This window comes from Thermodesulfovibrio sp. TK500a (assembly GCF_055381765.1).
On record NZ_AP041606.1, the window covers coordinates 254,958 to 271,800 of the forward strand.

16 protein-coding genes and 2 tRNA genes are annotated in these 16,843 nt (G+C 37.1%); 10 read left to right on the forward strand and 8 right to left on the reverse strand.

Annotation, left to right across the window (positions count from 1 at the left end; genetic code table 11):
• Positions 1-117: 117 nt before the first annotated feature.
• Positions 118-192, reverse strand: a tRNA-Pro gene (locus tag ACZ430_RS01300).
• Positions 193-303: 111 nt separating this feature from the next.
• Between ACZ430_RS01300 and ACZ430_RS01305 the strand changes: the two genes are divergently transcribed.
• A tRNA-Lys gene (locus ACZ430_RS01305) sits at positions 304-376 on the forward strand.
• Between the two features lie 349 nt (positions 377-725).
• On the opposite strand, the gene extJ is transcribed toward ACZ430_RS01305, so the two are convergent.
• Genes extJ through ACZ430_RS01325 form a run of 4 tightly spaced genes read right to left on the reverse strand, consistent with a single transcriptional unit; the run spans position 726 to position 4,769 of the window.
• Positions 726-995 carry a selenite/tellurite reduction operon protein ExtJ gene (extJ, locus tag ACZ430_RS01310; RefSeq protein WP_297213930.1) on the reverse strand — a complete coding sequence of 90 codons (270 nt, stop codon included), beginning with the start codon at positions 993-995 and terminating at the stop codon, positions 726-728.
• 39 nt (positions 996-1,034) lie between these two features.
• Positions 1,035-2,021 (reverse strand): NrfD/PsrC family molybdoenzyme membrane anchor subunit, encoded by a 987-nt coding sequence (gene nrfD, locus ACZ430_RS01315; RefSeq protein ID WP_297213932.1) that lies wholly within the window; start codon positions 2,019-2,021, stop codon positions 1,035-1,037.
• On the reverse strand, positions 2,021-2,578 hold the full coding sequence (locus ACZ430_RS01320; RefSeq protein ID WP_297213934.1) for a 4Fe-4S dicluster domain-containing protein: 558 nt from the start codon (positions 2,576-2,578) through the stop codon (positions 2,021-2,023). Before ACZ430_RS01320 ends, nrfD begins: the two co-directional genes overlap by 1 nt.
• Before the next feature lies 1 nt (position 2,579).
• Positions 2,580-4,769, reverse strand: a complete 2,190-nt coding sequence (locus ACZ430_RS01325; protein WP_297213937.1) for a molybdopterin-containing oxidoreductase family protein — start codon at positions 4,767-4,769, stop codon at positions 2,580-2,582.
• A gap of 105 nt (positions 4,770-4,874) precedes the next feature.
• Between ACZ430_RS01325 and ACZ430_RS01330 the strand changes: the two genes are divergently transcribed.
• The 4 genes from ACZ430_RS01330 to ACZ430_RS01345 all read left to right on the forward strand — a co-directional run bounded on the left by ACZ430_RS01330 (position 4,875) and on the right by ACZ430_RS01345 (position 7,373).
• Complete coding sequence (locus ACZ430_RS01330; RefSeq protein WP_297213940.1) at positions 4,875-5,336, forward strand: QcrA and Rieske domain-containing protein; 462 nt, start codon at positions 4,875-4,877, stop codon at positions 5,334-5,336.
• Positions 5,333-5,977, forward strand: coding sequence for a cytochrome b N-terminal domain-containing protein (locus tag ACZ430_RS01335; RefSeq protein WP_297213943.1), 645 nt, complete (start codon positions 5,333-5,335; stop codon positions 5,975-5,977). Before ACZ430_RS01330 ends, ACZ430_RS01335 begins: the two co-directional genes overlap by 4 nt.
• Positions 5,974-6,336 carry a cytochrome b family protein gene (locus ACZ430_RS01340; protein ID WP_297213946.1) on the forward strand — a complete coding sequence of 121 codons (363 nt, stop codon included), beginning with the start codon at positions 5,974-5,976 and terminating at the stop codon, positions 6,334-6,336. The genes ACZ430_RS01335 and ACZ430_RS01340 overlap by 4 nt, the downstream gene beginning before the upstream one ends.
• A gap of 89 nt (positions 6,337-6,425) precedes the next feature.
• Complete coding sequence (locus ACZ430_RS01345) at positions 6,426-7,373, forward strand: SLAC1 anion channel family protein (protein WP_297213949.1); 948 nt, start codon at positions 6,426-6,428, stop codon at positions 7,371-7,373.
• On the opposite strand, the gene ACZ430_RS01350 is transcribed toward ACZ430_RS01345, so the two are convergent.
• The 3 genes from ACZ430_RS01350 to ACZ430_RS01360 all read right to left on the reverse strand — a co-directional run bounded on the left by ACZ430_RS01350 (position 7,374) and on the right by ACZ430_RS01360 (position 10,679).
• Entirely contained in the window at positions 7,374-9,275 is a 1,902-nt protein-coding gene (locus tag ACZ430_RS01350) for a cytochrome c3 family protein (protein ID WP_297213951.1), read from the reverse strand. It abuts the gene before it with no gap.
• Between the two features lie 48 nt (positions 9,276-9,323).
• The gene (locus ACZ430_RS01355) at positions 9,324-9,941 is read right to left on the reverse strand and encodes a rhodanese-like domain-containing protein (protein ID WP_366934822.1); all 618 of its coding nucleotides are present in this window, start codon (positions 9,939-9,941) and stop codon (positions 9,324-9,326) included.
• 156 nt (positions 9,942-10,097) lie between these two features.
• Positions 10,098-10,679 carry a rhodanese-like domain-containing protein gene (locus ACZ430_RS01360; protein ID WP_297213954.1) on the reverse strand — a complete coding sequence of 194 codons (582 nt, stop codon included), beginning with the start codon at positions 10,677-10,679 and terminating at the stop codon, positions 10,098-10,100.
• 178 nt (positions 10,680-10,857) lie between these two features.
• Between ACZ430_RS01360 and ACZ430_RS01365 the strand changes: the two genes are divergently transcribed.
• From ACZ430_RS01365 to ACZ430_RS01385, 5 genes are all read left to right on the forward strand, one after another.
• A complete protein-coding gene (locus tag ACZ430_RS01365) occupies positions 10,858-11,328 on the forward strand; it encodes a rhodanese-like domain-containing protein (protein WP_297213957.1) in 471 nt (156 codons plus the stop codon).
• A 282-nt stretch (positions 11,329-11,610) separates the two neighbouring features.
• Positions 11,611-13,233, forward strand: a complete 1,623-nt coding sequence (locus tag ACZ430_RS01370) for an acyl--CoA ligase (protein ID WP_464910627.1) — start codon at positions 11,611-11,613, stop codon at positions 13,231-13,233.
• 9 nt (positions 13,234-13,242) lie between these two features.
• On the forward strand, positions 13,243-14,235 hold the full coding sequence (locus tag ACZ430_RS01375; protein ID WP_297213963.1) for an NAD(P)H-dependent glycerol-3-phosphate dehydrogenase: 993 nt from the start codon (positions 13,243-13,245) through the stop codon (positions 14,233-14,235).
• Between the two features lie 2 nt (positions 14,236-14,237).
• Entirely contained in the window at positions 14,238-15,941 is a 1,704-nt protein-coding gene (locus ACZ430_RS01380; RefSeq protein WP_464910628.1) for a LytS/YhcK type 5TM receptor domain-containing protein, read from the forward strand.
• Positions 15,916-16,680: a LytR/AlgR family response regulator transcription factor gene (locus ACZ430_RS01385; protein ID WP_297213969.1), complete on the forward strand. Its 765-nt coding sequence runs from the start codon at positions 15,916-15,918 to the stop codon at positions 16,678-16,680. Before ACZ430_RS01380 ends, ACZ430_RS01385 begins: the two co-directional genes overlap by 26 nt.
• Positions 16,681-16,843 lie beyond the last annotated feature (163 nt).

A 16,843-nucleotide genomic window follows, 5' to 3' on the forward strand; every position in this document is an offset into this window, starting at 1 on the left:
ATTATGGCTTTGAAAATTGATATATACTTAAAATTGATATTCTGGAGATGATTTATAAAAGAGAGAGAAAAAGTAGTAGTATACAGAATAAATTTTTAAAACCCTTGAAAATACTTATCGGGGCGAGTGGATTTGAACCACCGACCCCCTGCTCCCAAGGCAGGTGCGCTAACCAGTCTGCGCTACGCCCCGATGCTTTTCTAATCTAATTAATCTAATAAAATTAATTAAAAAATGTCAAATACCTACTTTTGAAAGGTAAAGTTGACCTTATCAATAAAATTTTTGTATTCTATTTATGTTGGGCCGTTAGCTCAGCTGGTAGAGCAGCTGACTCTTAATCAGCGGGTCGGAGGTTCGAATCCTCCACGGCTCACTCAAAAAATCCTTAAAAATCAATAATTTAAAAAGTCCAAAACAATTGCGTTGCTCAAATCCTGCAAGCAAAAAGTCCTAATAAAATCAAATAGTTGCATTTTTGACAGTCACCACGACAGTCACAAAAATTAAAATCAATTTTCTATCAATCCCCTCATTTTGCAATTCGTTTGCCTTATGATAAATTTTAAAACTCTTTTGGTTTGTTAGATTTTTAAGTATGTTCTCTGAGGATTGCACGTTAAGACATATTTTAAACTTTTTTAAAATCGTTGCTTTCCATATGAGAATGGGAAAATTTGAGTTTTTAGAGAGTTTTAAAGAGGGGGCATGCCCCCTCTTTAAATTTAGCAACCCTCTACTGCTTTCTTTTTCTTAGGTGTTGCTGCTCCTTCTTTACCTTTTTCCTTACTCTTGTCCTTTTCAGCTGCTGGTTTAATTGTTATTTTGTCGCCCACCTTAAGTTCAACAGTGACCTCTTTGCCATCAGCCTGCTTTACTGTTACCTTGTTGCCATCAATCTTTGTAATTGTTCCATTTACATTGGCAGCATAGGCTGAAAAGACAAAGCCGAAAACAAAAGTTAATAAAACGGCTATTGCTAATGTTCTCTTCATCGTATCACCTCCTTTCTTTTTTAGATTACATCAATTATATCAATATGGCGATAACTTTGTTAACTGTCCGGCGTAAACTATTGCTGCTCTTAATATTAGCGTTCCTACAAGAACAAGAGAGGCTGCAAAATTCATTCTAAAAATCTGAGATTTCGTAAACTCAGTATGTATTCCACCTTCAAACTCCTTGAGTTCACCAAGTTTTATTCTTAGCGCAAGGGGTAAAACTAAAAATATTACTATTAGTGCAATGGCAAATATGAAATGTTCATCGCTGAGAGAGAAGAAAGGAGCAATTGCATTCTTGTATGGTGCTGTTGAGGTGTAAAGTCCGTAGAAAAAGAGTAGAATAATTACCAGTTCTGCAACTATTAACCATATGTCTATCTTAGTGAAGAGAAATTTTATGTCGTTATTTTTAGCTATTATGACAATCATCGCTGCTCCTGAAGAAAGGGCGGATACTAAAAATAGAATAGGAAGTGTAGCATTGTTCCAGAGGGGAATTGCTGCAAAAGAGCTTAAAAGAACACCTGTGTATATTCCTAAGAAAATTCCCATGGCAAAATTGAGCTTTGCAATAGGTCTCATCCATGGGGCAAGTTTTTCAGAGAGATTTATCAGTATAGGAAATCTCAATTTGGGTCTGTCAGCCTTCGGAATCACGGCAAGTATGTATAAGGCATTAGCAAAAAGCACAGCGGGCACTCCCCAAGTACCCCAAGACATTAGGGAAAGAGGCTGAAAAGTTAAATAACCCCAAATAAGGCTTTGAGGTTTGCCAAGGTCTAAGATTATAAATTGCGCACCAATTGCAAGAATTATGAAAGCAATTAAGGGCGCTCTTACACATTGAGCTAACTCTTCTACCGGCTGTTTTGGAATTCTGAGATTGGCAATTGAGCACATAACCAGCATGCCTGCAGATAATCCACCGAGAAAAAGATATATAACTATTCTCCAATCCCAAACTTCTAAATAAGGATGCGTTATAGCATTTAAGCCTGTTATTGTTATTTCGGTCATCACATACCTCCAGCAAACTTCTTTTTAATGTAAAAAACTCTTGGTCTGGTTCCAGCGAATTCGAGTCTTACGGAAGAATCATATTTTCTTAATAAATCTGCCACTTCACTGTTAGGGTCATCTAAGTCTCCAAATATTCTTGATTTTCCAAGACAGGTTTCAACACAAGCTGGTTTTTTACCTTCCTTAAGTCTATGGTCACAAAAGGTGCATTTATCCGCAAAACCTTTTGGATGAGAATACCTTGCATCATAAGGACAGGCTAATATGCAGGCTTTACAGCCAATACATTTTTTTCTGTCTATTTGTACTGTTCCGTCTTTTGCTCTGTGAGATGCCATGGTGGGACAGGCATCTATACAGGGAGCGTTTTCACAGTGGTTGCAAAGTTCACTTCTTAACTCCATTCTTAAATTGGGAAATTCACCTCTGACTTCTTCTACTACTCGAGTTCTAAAATACTCTTCAGGAACATTGTTTTCCTTTTTACAAGCTATTACACAAGCCATGCATCCAATGCATTTTTCCACATCTATTACCATTACATATTTGGGCATTCTATACCTCCTTGGTAATCTTCACAAAGTTCACTCTCATTCCTACTGTACCAGCAATTGGGTCAATAGCATAGCGTGTTATTAACTGCTGGTCATCCGCACCTCTGTGATATGCTCTATGAAGAAGTTTCGAAGTTGAGCCAAATCCATGAACGAGGTATATACAGTCTGGTCTAATTCTCTCCGTTACCTTAGCTCTTACTTTATTGCTCTTAACTCCATCTTGATTTACTAAAACAATATACTCACCATTTTTAAGTCCCATTTTCTTTGCCACTTTAGCATTGACCCAGGCTACATTTTCCTCCATTAGCTCCCATAAAGATGGATTATTCGTTGTTCTTGAGAAAGTATGAACGGGGGCTCTCCCGTATATGAGTCTAAACCAGCCTTCAGACGGCTGACTGTGTTTTGTATATCTGGGGACTGGATCAAAGCCTTTTTCTTTGAGTTCTCTGCTGTAGAGCTCAATTTTGCCTGAGTGAGTTTTAAATTTATAATCCTCTCCTGGTGCAAGATATGGTTTAGCGCTTTCTGGAAAATCAATATATCCTTTTTTAGCAAGCTCAGAGTAATCAATTCCCCATGTTTGTGCTTTCATTTTAAGAAAATCTTCAAAAGTATTCCAGGGGAAGTATTCTTCAAGACCTAATCTTTTACCAAGTTCCTTAGCAATCCACCATCCAGGCTTTGTTTCATACATGGGTTGCACAACGGGTTGACGAATGGATATGCCGAAACTTCTCTCTTTTACAGTAAAAAAGTCATCATGACGCTCAAGGTAGGTGCATTCGGGAAGGACAACATCGGCAAGCATTACTCCGTCATAGGGCATCATGTCTACTGCAACAAGGAGGTCAAGCTTTTTAACGGCATTAAGAGTGTCCTTTTGGTTTGGCATTGCCTTCATTATGTTTGTACCTGTTATGAACCATGCTTTTATAGGATAGGGCTCTTCTGTTAAGGTCGTTCTCACAATCTCGTGAGTTACTCCTTCCTCGCCAGCAAAGGGATATTTACCCTTATTCATAGCAGGCTTATGGTCTGGATAATCCTTTTCTGAAAGGAATACTGGTTCGAGTTTTTTCTTTGGATTTAAATATATTCCTCCAGGCCTTCCATAGGAACCAAGAATTGCTGTAAGAATAGCAACGGCTCTTTGTCTTTGAACGTTGTCGGAATACCAAGCAGTATGTCTTCCAGGATGGATTAAAACATTCGGTTTATTTTTACCGAGTACTATTGCAGTCTCAACAATTAGTTTTGCAGGTATATCTGTTTCTTTCTCTGCCCATTCAGGTGTATATTCTTTTACAGCTTGAGCAACCTCATTGAAACCATTGGTATATTTAGCGACATATTCTTTATCATAAAGACCTTCGCTTATTATCAGATTTATCCATGCAAGCAGTATGGCAAGGTCTGTTGCAGGCTTTATTGGCAGCCAATATTTTGCTTTACCTGCTGCCGTTGAAAATCTTGGGTCAAGCACAATTACCGTTGCTCCTTTTCCGACTGCCTCAGCAAACTCCTGACATTGTGAGTTATGAGCATTTTCACCAAGGTGGCTTCCTATTAGGACAATAGCTTTGCTATTCTGCAGGTCAAGCCTTTCGGGATTGCCCACGTCTTCACCAAAGGTTACCTCAAATGCAACACCCCTTGCTCCTCGACATAGGGCAAAAGAGGGCATTGCAAAATTTGGAGAACCAAATGCCTGAAGTAAATGCATAAAATATGTTGATACAGTTCCATGAGTTAGTAATGCTATTGATTCAGCTCCATATTTTTCTTTGATTTTTTTCATCTTATCGGCAACAAAGCCAAGAGCCTCATCCCAAGAGACTTTTTTAAACTTTCCCTCACCCCTTGCTCCAGTGTTTATTAATGGGGTTTTTAATCTGTCAGGGTCATAGAGTAATCCAATTCCACCATGTCCTCTTGCACATAGTTTACCTCTTGAATTTGGATGAATTGGATTGCCATCAAGCTTTACTACCTTTCCATCTACTACTTTTGCTATGGCACCACATCTCCAGAAGCACATCTCACAGGTGGTCGGAACAAACTGAGGTAAAGAGGCAGGCTTTCTACCAAGTGCTAAAACAGATTTAATAGCAGGGGTAGTTGCCGCTACAGCGCCACCTGTTACAGCCGCAATTTTGAGGAAATCTCTTCGGGTAATGCTCATACCCTCACCCCCTTACTTTTGTTATACTAATAGTTAAATACTACATAATTTTTTTCATTTTGTCAATATATATTTCAAATAGGATAAGGGGGTATAAGCTAATATATGCAACTAATTCAACAAGATGAAAAATTTCAAAGGAGAGCCTTCTTAAAGAGAATTATTAGGTTTTTCTTTTTAAGTATTTCTTTCATCTTTTTAATTTTAGGCATTAAAATTCTAAAGCCTAAAAACCCTCGCAAAAGGGAGTATAAATTTTTCCAAATTCCTGAGGATAAAATCCTTAGAAACGGTGTCAGAAAGGTTGATATAAATATTGGCGGAGAAAAGTATTTGCGAATTTATGTTATAAGTAAAGAAGACACCTTAATAGCTCTCTCTCCTATTTGCACCCATCTTGGTTGTTTTGTGAATTTTGATAGAAATGACAATGAATTTGTATGTCCCTGTCACAGCGGAAGATATGATACAGAAGGTAAAGTAATATCTGGTCCGCCGAAAGAGCCACTTCAAAGACTTCCAGTTAAAATTGAAAATAATAAAATCTACGTAGGTTTAGCTTTATGAAAATTATTGATTGGTTTCTTGATAGATTTAGGCTTAAAAATTTTCATAGAGGTATTTTCGAGAGGGATATTCCCGAGGGTATAAGTTACTTCTATTGTCTTGGCGGAATAGCTTTCTCGGCCTTTCTTTTCTGTTTTATATCGGGGTTATTTCTATCTTTCCATTACATACCCTCTGAAAGCGAAGCATATCGGAGCATATTGAGAATTCATGAAGAAGTATCATTAGGTAAAGTCATGAGAGGCATTCACAAATGGTCTGCTAATGTATTAATTATAAGTATTGTTCTACATTCTATTAGGGTTTTTGTTACTAAAAGTTATCGTCCTCCAAGAGAGTTAAATTGGATTGTTGGTGTAATGATTTTTATTCTTGTAATGTTTGAAGGATTTACAGGATATCTTCTGCCATGGGACCAGAAAGCCTATTGGGCTACTGTTGTCGGAACAAACATAGCGGGAAGCATTCCTGTAATTGGAGAGGCCATTCTTTTAATCATTCGAGGAGGCTATGATGTTACAGGGATAACTTTAATGAGATTTTACAGCTTTCACGTTATCTGGTTTCCTTTATTGATTATTATTCTTCTTTGGGCTCATTTTCATATAATTAAAAAACTTGGCATATCAAAACCTCTATGAAAAAGAAATTTTACCCAGACTATCTGATAGAAGTTCTATTTTTTACTGTCTTAACATTTGAATTGATAATTATTCTTACCTTTCTATTCCCACCCTTAATTGGTAGAGAAATTGACTTCACCGCTTCTTATCAACCAAGACCTGAGTGGTATTTTCTATGGCTTTTTTGGCTTGTGCGATTTTTCTCAGGCGATATGATGTTCATAGGAGGAGTTTTAATTCCAACCATATTTATTGCTTTTTTTATGATGATACCATGGATAGAAAAAAAACTTGGTAGAAAAATAACCATCATACTGGCTGCGGTCATTTTTATAATTCTTGCCTATTCCACCCTGATAGAGCTTTTAGATAAATAGGGCTATAAGGTATATAAAAAAATATATTGACATGCTTTTGGTTTTTATTGTAAATTTTTTCATATAAAATTTAAAGCTTGGAGGGGTATATGGAAAACAGTAGAGTTAAAAATTTTCCCGTGTCATTTTTTGCAGTAGTTATGGGTCTTACGGGGCTTGCAATAGCATACACGAGACTTTCTTTCGTGGGAGATATTTTTGTAAAAATAGGTTATGGAATTACCTTCCTTGCGTCAATAATATTTCTAATACTTCTTTCGACTTACTTGCTGAAAATTGTTAAGTATATGCCTGAGGTTAAAAAAGAATTTCATCATCCCGTTAAATCGAGTTTTTTCCCAACAATTTCAATTTCGATGCTTCTTTTGTCTATCAGTTATGAAGCAATCAATGACCATATCTCCCTTATTTTGTGGGTTTTTGGAACATTGCTTCACTTCTCTTTTTTGATAAGAATAATAACGTACTGGATAAATCATGAGTTTAAGATTGAAATGATAAATCCTGCTTGGTTTATTCCTGTTGTAGGGACAATAATTGTTCCCATCCAAGGAGTGAGATTTGACTATGAAATTTCTTGGTTTTTCTTTAGCATAGGTATAATTTTCTGGATTACTCTTTTCACCATTGTTTTCTACAGATTTATTTTTCATCATCCCCTGCCAGACAGACTCTATCCAACTTTCTTCATATTAATAGCTCCCCCTGCTGTTGGATTTATCTCCTATACAAAAATAGTAGGTTCTATTGACACTCTGGGAAATCTTCTATTTTACTTTGCTCTTTTTCTATCATTAGTTCTTGTAGCAATGATTAAAAAGTTTATAAACCTCAGATTTTACATATCTTGGTGGGCATATACTTTTCCTCTTGATGCCGTTACTATTGCTCTTACTTTAAGATATCATCTGACAGCCTCTCCTTTTTACTATGGTCTGAGTTTGCTGTCAATTATTGTTACAACCCTTGTTATAGGAGTTGTATCTGTGAAAACTTTAATAGCCATATCTAAAAGAGAAATATGCGTTGAAGAGTAATTAGTTGATTATTATCTTTTCATCGGGATTATGCAATAAAATACCTCTAAGTGTCTTTAGCTTGGTGGGAGATAAATTTTTATCTCTCGCCAATTCTTTTAATTTGTTTAGATTTTGTTTATAACTTCTTTCATATTTTTTGTATTTCTCAGGATTTACTTTAATAGCAAAATTTCCCTCCACAAACCACTTGTCTTTTAAGAAAATCCAAGAGGCAAAATCGGAGATTTCATATCCCTGAAAAGGTATTATCTTGGTGTGCCAAAATTTATCAAGCCTCAGTCCTTTCTCATCGGCAACTATTCTATAGCCTCCCTCAAATGGCTCTGATCCCTGGGTATCTTCATATTTCCATTTGGATATGGAAACCTGTTCTTTTTTATGACAACTCTTGCAATCTCGGGCTTTTCCAAAAGGATGAGAGACTTCTTCAATCTGTAGCCACAACAGGTGTTTATTTGCCGAAGGCAGTCCGTCAAAAGTTCCTATTACGGCATACATATCTCGTGTCTCTCCTTTTTGCCATCTAAACTTGATGCCAGTGGCAGATACATCCTTTTTAACATTGCCTAAAAGATGAGGAAAAATTTTAACTGGAAACCATACTCCCTTTTGGTCTTTGATTAAAATCAGCGGGCTCTGCATGCCATAGTAAAGAGAGTATTTTTTAAAAGGATTTGCTCTTTCTCCAATGTAACCTTTACCCCAGACAGTAATCTGATATCCTCCTGCTTCTGTTACATGACAGGCAGTGCATGTTAGAGCCTTATGAATAGAATTTGCATGAGCTTTTTCAATTTCCAAGTGACAATCACCACATGTTGCTTTTCGCTGCATATCTCCCATGCCTTTTTTACCTGTTGGATGGCACTCTACACAGTGAATTCCTTTAGTGAAATGAATGTCAGGTTTTCTTCCTTGTGGAATAGAATAAAACTTGCCTATATAGGTTTCACCCCTTCTTGAATGTCCAGAACCAGTATGACAGACAGAATTTCCTCTGCCTCTTCCCATACAGCTAAGGGAGTCTGGTATTTTTATAAAAGCATGTGCTCCCTTTTCTCTGGTTGGCGCATAATGACAGTCCAAACAGCCAGCATGACATACGTTACAGAGTCTTTGTTTTGCTATTGCCTGTTCATTTGTAAAAGGTATGTTCATTTCTTTTCTTATCTTTTCGGTATTCTCAAAATCAAATCCAGCACTCTTAAGTATTTCCATAGGAGGCAAATCAGCAAAGGAAGGGCCACAGTTATGTGGACCGTAGGGTTCAAGCCAGCTTCTCATTGTTCTTTGACGAAAGTTGGTTGCCATTGTTGTCACCTTAAACTGTTTTAACTCTTCCGAATGACAACCTCTTTTACCGCATGTCTTTTCTGCTATTTTCGGGTCAAAGTTGAAAGTCTGAGGATTCCTGTCATGCCATAAAATATTTCTCACCTCTGAATGTAGCTCCAACTTTCCTTTTTCTTTTCTCTTTGGCAGTAATTCAAAAAGAGCATTTTCACCAGTAGGTTTTATTACGTTAAGGTCTCTATCCTCTCGTGTATATACCTTTGTTCTTTCGGTAGGTTCAGCATTTTCATTTACGAAAATTGCCTTTAAAATTCCTTCATGGGCTTTATCTTTGTCAAAGGCTCTTCCGTTGCCAAAATGACAGTCCCTGCACTGAACTGTTTTATGGCCTGTAGTCTGCCTCACCTCCTCAAGAGTTACATAAAACTGGGGATAGCCAAATTCAATCATTTTCTCCTTTGAACCGTGACAGTTTATGCAAGACTCGGATGAATCATTGTAATATTCATAACCAAGATATCCCAATATTAGAAGAAACTGGACAAAAAAAAGAGTAACCGTAAGAGGAGTTGCAAGGTCACTGATTTTACCGAGCTTGAAGGACATTGAGAAATTATATCAGAGAGAGGGAGCATAAAGCTCCCTCATTAAGATTTAATTCTCAGTTATTTTATACTTACCGTCTTTTTTAATCTGTATATTCGCATCAAGAAACTTCACGTTGTAGCCAGCTTCTTTGAGAATGTTATAAGCCATCTCTGCTCTCATTCCCGTTGCACAATGGATTACTATCTCTTTGTCCTTTGGTAGTTCATTAAGTCTGTCTTTAAGTTCATTTACAGGTATGTTTTTAGCACCTTTTATCATTCCCATCTGGGTCTCTTCAGGGTCTCTTACATCAAGTATAATCACGTTCGGAGGAATTTTCTTGCCTGTAATTTTCTTGAACTCTTCAACTCCAATTGTTCCTGGCTTTGGCTTAGGAACATATACAATCTCTTTCTTTAACTGTCCTGCTACCGTCTCACCACCGGCTTTTTTCCATGCCTCTATACCGCCAGTTAGGTAGGAAGTATTGACATAGCCCCATTTCCTAATGATATCAAAAGCTTTCTGAGAAAGATTGTCTTTTGTGCAGTAAATTATTATTGGTGCATTTTTCTGCTTCGGAAATTTTCCCTGAGCCTTTGCAAGCTCCTCTAAAGGTATATTTACAGCACCTTTTATGTGTTCTTTTTCTGCTTGCTCTTTTGGCCTTACATCAATCAGCACATGGGGAATATCTTTACTGATAAGCTCTTGTAGATATTTAACTGTTGAGGCGACAGGATAGCCCTGTTTTTTCCACTCAGGAAGACCATCGACAAATTGTTTTACATTAGTGTAACCGAGTGCTTCTGCTCTACGAGCAGATGAAGGTGTGAGAGCTCAAGTTGGGCCTTGACAGTAGTAAACGATTAGTTGGTTTTTGTCTTGCGGTAATTTGTCTATGTATTTGTCAAACTCTGCAAACCAGATGTTTATTGCACCAGGAATATGCCCCTCATTGTATCTACCAGCAGGTCTACAATCTATGATGAGACCCTTTTTTTCATCATAGATTTTTTTCATTTCAGAGACTTTTATTACCTTTGCAGGATCAACAGCAACCGGTGGTTTTACATTAATGAAAGTAGCATAGAGCTCTCCGTTTTTCTCTACATAGGTTATTGCGATTTCCTTTTCTTTGGGGAGTTTGTTAATAGGTTGATTCCAGTTTTTAAGTTTCGTATTCTCATCAAACTTTACTGTCCATAATGCTCCAGTGTCAATCTGAATCATCTCCGCTTTACCAGAGACAGTTTTAACATTACCCCATAGCTCTCCTGCCTTTGCAGTGTGACATCCAGGGAGGGAGCAACCCTTAGCAATAATGGGTTTTTGTTGAGTGATACCCTGGCTGACTAAGAAAGCTAAAAATATGCTGGCCACAAGAAAGATTAGGACAGCTCTTCGCTTTTTTTGGTTCATGAAGCACCTCCTTTTTTCTATAATTGTAACGTGACCAATAGATTTTGTCAATACACTTATACCCTTTAGCCCTTGCATATAGAGGTCTTTTAACTTGACTAAAAACGTTTTCATTTTATATACTCCTATAGACTATCCTGCTTGGCAGGATTTAATAATGAATTAAGGAGGATAGAAAATGAGATTGATACTATCTGCTTTATTAGCAGTCATGCTTCTTGTGCCTACAGTTTATGCCTACGACAAAGAGATGGCAAAAAAATTTGATGCCATATTCTCGCAGATGACTCCAGAGGTGCTTACACTAAGACCCTGTCAGATAACAACTAAAGACATTCTTGAAATGATTAAAAAGAAAGAAGATTTTGTTATTCTTGACATAAGAACACCTGCGGAAACGAAACTCATAGCTCCCGTATGGAAAGGCTCTTTGATAATACCTATGCATGAACTTTTTAAACCTGAAAATCTCGCCAAACTTCCAAAGGATAAAAAAATTGCCGTCCTGTGTCATACAGGAGACAGGGCAGCAGCAGCTACCATAGGCCTCAGAGCAGTTGGGTTTAACAATGCATTTCAATTCAAAGGTGGAATTGCCGAGTTTGCCAAAGAGGTTGGAAGATTAGCTACAGAGTATGTTAAAGAATAATTCAAGGATAGAGGGGCATGCTCGGCCCCTCTCCTCTTTAACATAGAATACTGATATAAGTTAGATAATGTCTATCAGATGATGCTGTAATTGAAATAAAAACTAAAAACTTTTCCATTTTTTAGTTGCCTCAAAATTTAAAATACCCCGCCTTCCATTCAGAGAGCTTTCTTTATTATTTCGAAAAGTTAAACCCACTTACTTTGACCTAAAGAGTTCTTGATAATTATTTTCTTTTTATTTTAAAATGTAAAGTTATTCTAATTTCTCGTGGAGGGGATTATGGAAAAAGATTTTTCAAGGTATTATGATGAAATCAAAAATTTCAAGCTTGAAGTACCAGAGAAATTCTCTTTTCCCCTGGATGTGTTTGACAGATGGGGTGATTCGACAGCTCTTATTTGGACAAATGGTAATGATATGAAAAAGTATTCTTTCAACGAATTAACAATTCTCTCTAGTAAACTCGCAGGCGGGCTAAAGAACCTTGGGATAAAGAAAGGAGACAGAATACTCGTTTTACTACCCAATCTACCCCAGTGGTGGGTTATAATTCTTGCCATAATGAGACTCAATGCAGTAGCTATTCCGGGCACAACCCTTCTTACCTCAAAGGATATAGAATACAGATTAAAAGCAGCAGATATAAAAGCCGTAATATCAGATTTTGAAAATGCAGAAAAAATAGAAGAAGCTGTAAACAAACACGGAAAAGATGTAATACTAATAAATCTTGATAAAAAAGCCGGCTGGAAAAGTTACGATGAGTTAATAACAGGTGATACCTTTATCGGAGAGAGAGCCCTTTCCAGTGAGCCTGCTTTTATTTTCTTTACATCAGGCACTACTGGACTACCCAAAATGGTTCTTCATACGCAAGTAAGCTATCCATTAGCTCATAAAATAACTGGAAAATTCTGGCTTGACTTAAAACCAGGAGATATCCATTGGAATATTTCTGATACAGGATGGGCTAAAGCAGCATGGTCAAGCTTTTTCGGACCTTGGAATATGGGAGCCACTGTTTTTACCCTCTACAGAAAAGGGAAGTTTTCACCTTCTTTAATTGTTGAAACTCTTAAAAAGTTTAATATAAACACCATCTGTGCACCTCCTACGGCATACAGAATGATAGTAAAGGAATTACCCCTCCAAGAACTCAAATTTAACACCGTTAGACATTTCGTAGCAGCAGGGGAACCTCTTAATCCAGAAATCATTAACCTATGGAAAGAAGCAACCGGTGAGTACATTTACAATGGATATGGACAGACAGAGACAGTAAATACTCTTGCAATGCTTAGGTCCTTTCCGATGAAGCCTGGAGCCACCGGATTGCCAACTCCTGGATTCGAGATAGATATTGTAGATGACGATGGTAAACCTCTACCTTCTGAAACAGAGGGTAATATTGCAATAAAAATTACTCCTCAAAGACCAGTTGGGCTTTTCGAGGAGTATATTGGCGATAAACTTGAGATGGCGGCAGCATTCAGAGGTGAATGGTATTTCACAAGAGACAGAGGTTACAAAGACGGAGACGGATATTTCTGGTTTGTAGGCAGAGAAGATGATGTGATTATAAGCGCTGGATATCGAATTGGTCCTTTCGAAGTTGAGAGTGCCCTTATTAAACACCCAGCAGTAAAGGAAGCAGCAGTAGTTGCAAGTCCCGATGAAGTTAGAGGAGAGGTAGTGAAAGCATTTGTTGTATTAACTCAAGATTATATCCCATCTGATTCTCTGGTTAAAGAAATTCAGGATTTTGTCAAAAAGGAAACTGCACCTTATAAATATCCTTATAAATATCCAAGAAAAATAGAGTTTGTCGAAGAACTTCCTAAGACAATAAGTGGAAAAATCAAGAGAAAAGAACTGAAACTTAAAGAATTTGGGAAACTATAGGGAAATTTCATGTCTTATATAGCTGTAATAGGTGCCGGAAGCTGGGGAACAACCTTAGCTTCCGTCCTTGCAAAAAAGGGATTTGACGTTGTAATCTGGGCAAGAGAGCCTGAAATTGTTCGTTTAATAAATTCTGAAAGGGAAAACTCTATCTATCTTCCAAGTATTAAACTGCCAGAGAGTCTTTCCTGCACAGACGATATATTTGAAGCTATAAAGAAGGCAAGATTCATAGTAAATGCAGTTCCAACTCAGTATATAAGAAATATCTTTACTCCTATTAAAAATCTACTCCAAAGTGATAGCATAGTTGTAAGTGCTTCAAAAGGAATTGAAAAAGTGACATTAAAAACTCCATCGATGATTCTCAAGGAAATACTCGATAGAAATGTAAACGTTCTTTCAGGTCCAACTTTTGCGATAGAAGTAGCTCAAGAAAAACCTTCAGCCGTTACCATCTCTGGATTTGAAAAAAAGGAAAGATTACTGCTACAAGAGATTTTTAATACTTCCTACTTTAGAGTATATGAGCATGACGACCCCATTGGAGCAGAAATAGGTGGTGCGATAAAAAATGTGATAGCCATAGCTTCGGGAATATGTGATGCCCTTGAACTTGGTAATAATGCCAGAGCAGCCCTTATAACAAGGGGGCTTCATGAAATAATGAGGCTTGGTAAACATCTTGGTGCAAAGGAGATAACTTTTTCTGGTCTGAGCGGATTAGGAGACCTTTTTCTTACGTGTACGTCGAATTTGTCAAGAAACTATACGGTTGGTTATAAACTTGGAAAAGGTGAAAGCATAGAACACATATCCTCCAGCATGCGTTCTGTGGCAGAAGGGGTGGAGACAAGCCTTTCCACTGTTCAATTGTCTCGAAAAATAGGCATTGAAATGCCCATATCTCTGGAAGTTTACCGAGTAATATACGAAGGAAAATCACCGAAAGATGCAGCCTATGACCTAATGAATAGAGCATTAAAACCTGAATTTTATTAAAGATGGATGCTCTTGAATTAACGCTGATTTTACTGCAAAGGCTAAGTATAATAGCAACATTTGCCTTTATCCTTTCAAGAATGCCAGCACTTGGAAGAGTTCTATCAAGAAAACCCTCACTTAAAGACAAAATAATTTTTACATTTGTATGTGGGGGACTTGGAATTTTGGGAACTTTTGGAGCTGTTGAAATTCATGGAGCCCTTGCCAATTCAAGAGTTGTTGGAGTAATGGTCGGTGGTCTTCTTGCAGGCCCGTTTGTCGGTGCAGGAGCAGGACTTATTGCAGGAGTGCATAGGTATTTTGTAGGTGGCTTTACAGCCTTTGCCTGTGGATTATCTGCTGTTGTTGAGGGCTTTCTTGGAGGCGTTATCCTGAGATACTGGAAAAAAGGCTTAATACCGTGGCATATAGCCCTTCTTGCTGGCCTTAGCGGAGAGATAATACAGATGATTATTATCCTTATTTTTGCAAAACCCTTCTCAGATGCCCTTGAACTTGTCAAGATAATAGCAATCCCCATGATTACTGTAAATTCCATAGGAGTAGCTATTTTTATGTCAATAATAAAATCTGCCATAGAGCATCAAGAGAGAATAGCAGCCAATCAGGCAAGAGCTACTCTAAAGATTACCAACCTGATTCTACCTCATTTAAGAAAAGGCTTAAATGAACAGTCCGCAAAAAACATAGCTGAGATTATTCTCAACAGCATAGGAGTAGCAGCTGTTGCTATAACCAATAGAAAATATATTCTTGCTCATGTTGGTCTCGGAGCAGACCATCACCGTGTAGGTCATCCACTACAAACAAAAGCAACCATAAATGCCATTATTTCTGGCGAAATACAAATAGCAAATAAAAAACAAGAAATAGGTTGTAGCAATTTCAAATGCAAACTTAGTTCTGCCATAATAGTACCTCTTAAGAAAAGAAAAGAGGTAATCGGAACTCTCAAATTATATTATGAAAAAGAAAATAGCATAACACCTGTAGACATCGAGGTTGCAAGAGGCCTTGCCCATATATTCTCAACTCAGTTAGAGATAGCTGATTTTGAAGCAATGGCAAGACTTAAAACCGAGGCAGAGCTAAAATCGCTTCAAGCTCAGATTCATCCTCATTTCATCTTTAATGCTTTAAATACAATTACCTCTCTAATAAGAATAGACCCTTTGCAGGCACGGAAACTCCTCAACAATCTGGCAATCTTCTTAAGATACAGTCTTAAGAGAGAAAGGGAGATACCATTAAGGGAAGAACTTTCCTATGTAGAGGCTTATCTTTCAATCGAACAAGCAAGATTTAAAAACAGGTTAAACGTCATCTACTCAATACAGCCAGATATAGATTTAGAAATTCTAATCCCTCCTTTTACAATTCAGCCTCTTGTTGAAAATGCTATAAAACACGGATTAAAACCTAAAATTACAGGCGGCGAAATATGGATAAAAATATACAGAGAAGCATTTCACACAGTAATTTCAGTAGAAGACAATGGAGTGGGGATTTTAAATAACACTAACACACATAAGCCAAACGGCACAGGGCTCGGCTTATATCTTGTAAACGAGAGACTTAAAAGATTTTATGGTGACGAAAGTATATTAAGAATAGAAAGTTTTACCGGTACAGGAACAAGGGTTTCCTTTAAAATTCCAAATAGAGCGATACTGACAGATGCCATTTACAGCCGTAATAATTGATGATGAACCCTATGCCAGAGACGAGCTTGTCTATATAATATCTAAATTCAATTACTGCAAAGTCATTGGAGAAGCAGATACTGCAGAAAAAGCCTTATCAGTTTTCAAAAAACTAAAACCCGATGTTATTTTCCTTGATATTGAACTGCCAGATGTTTCAGGAATTGAAACAGCAAGAATAATTTCAAAACTTTCTACTCCTCCTTTAATAGTCTTTGCCACTGCCTACGATGAGTATGCAATAGAAGCCTTTGAATTAGGAGCTGTAGACTACATTTTAAAGCCTTTTGATGAAAGGAGAATTGAAGTAACACTTCAAAGGATAGAAAAGCTTAAAGCCAACAAAAATGACTGGAACAGAGAGATTAATAAAATAGCCGAATTCATAGATACAAACATGCCTAAAAAACTACCTGTCCAAAGAACAGACGGAATAATAAATCTTATTCCCTACAGGGACATCCTTTACGGCGAAGCTTCTGGAAAGGAAGTTAAAATTATTACTACAAAAGAAGAATATCTTTTCGAAGGAACTCTCTCAGAATTAGAAATGAGACTAAAAAAAGAGGGATTTCTGAGAATTCATAAAAGTTATGTAGTAAATTTAAAGAGGATTGAAGCAGTGATTCCATGGTTTAAAGGCACTTACTGGGTAGTAGTTGAAGGTAGAAAAGTTCGTCTTCCGGTAAGCAAAGCATTAGTAAAAGAATTAAAGAAAATTCTTGGTATAAGCTGTTAAAAATTTCCATATAAAGCTCTTAAATTTCCGTTCATTCCCTAAATTTTTCCAATAGTTCCATTTTTATTGTTATGTGCTTCACATAGCTTTAAAATGATACCTAAAGCTTGCTGTTAAGAATTAATTTTACTGTTGGAGAAATATAAAAATAGCGCTTACAGTT

Bases quoted from the DNA above. Each gene is read 5' to 3' on its own strand.
- ACZ430_RS01350 (WP_297213951.1), bottom strand. From the start codon at position 9,275: ATGTCCTTCAAGCTCGGTAAAATCAGTGACCTTGCAACTCCTCTTACG.
- ACZ430_RS01325 (WP_297213937.1), bottom strand. From the start codon at position 4,769: ATGAGCATTACCCGAAGAGATTTCCTCAAAATTGCGGCTGTAACAGGT.
- ACZ430_RS01375 (WP_297213963.1), top strand. From the start codon at position 13,243: ATGTCTTATATAGCTGTAATAGGTGCCGGAAGCTGGGGAACAACCTTA.
- ACZ430_RS01320 (WP_297213934.1), bottom strand. From the start codon at position 2,578: ATGCCCAAATATGTAATGGTAATAGATGTGGAAAAATGCATTGGATGC.
- ACZ430_RS01335 (WP_297213943.1), top strand. From the start codon at position 5,333: ATGAAAATTATTGATTGGTTTCTTGATAGATTTAGGCTTAAAAATTTT.
- ACZ430_RS01370 (WP_464910627.1), top strand. From the start codon at position 11,611: ATGGAAAAAGATTTTTCAAGGTATTATGATGAAATCAAAAATTTCAAG.
- ACZ430_RS01330 (WP_297213940.1), top strand. From the start codon at position 4,875: ATGCAACTAATTCAACAAGATGAAAAATTTCAAAGGAGAGCCTTCTTA.
- ACZ430_RS01360 (WP_297213954.1), bottom strand. From the start codon at position 10,679: ATGAACCAAAAAAAGCGAAGAGCTGTCCTAATCTTTCTTGTGGCCAGC.
- extJ (WP_297213930.1), bottom strand. From the start codon at position 995: ATGAAGAGAACATTAGCAATAGCCGTTTTATTAACTTTTGTTTTCGGC.
- nrfD (WP_297213932.1), bottom strand. From the start codon at position 2,021: ATGACCGAAATAACAATAACAGGCTTAAATGCTATAACGCATCCTTAT.
- ACZ430_RS01380 (WP_464910628.1), top strand. From the start codon at position 14,238: ATGGATGCTCTTGAATTAACGCTGATTTTACTGCAAAGGCTAAGTATA.
- ACZ430_RS01345 (WP_297213949.1), top strand. From the start codon at position 6,426: ATGGAAAACAGTAGAGTTAAAAATTTTCCCGTGTCATTTTTTGCAGTA.
- ACZ430_RS01365 (WP_297213957.1), top strand. From the start codon at position 10,858: ATGAGATTGATACTATCTGCTTTATTAGCAGTCATGCTTCTTGTGCCT.
- ACZ430_RS01340 (WP_297213946.1), top strand. From the start codon at position 5,974: ATGAAAAAGAAATTTTACCCAGACTATCTGATAGAAGTTCTATTTTTT.
- ACZ430_RS01385 (WP_297213969.1), top strand. From the start codon at position 15,916: ATGCCATTTACAGCCGTAATAATTGATGATGAACCCTATGCCAGAGAC.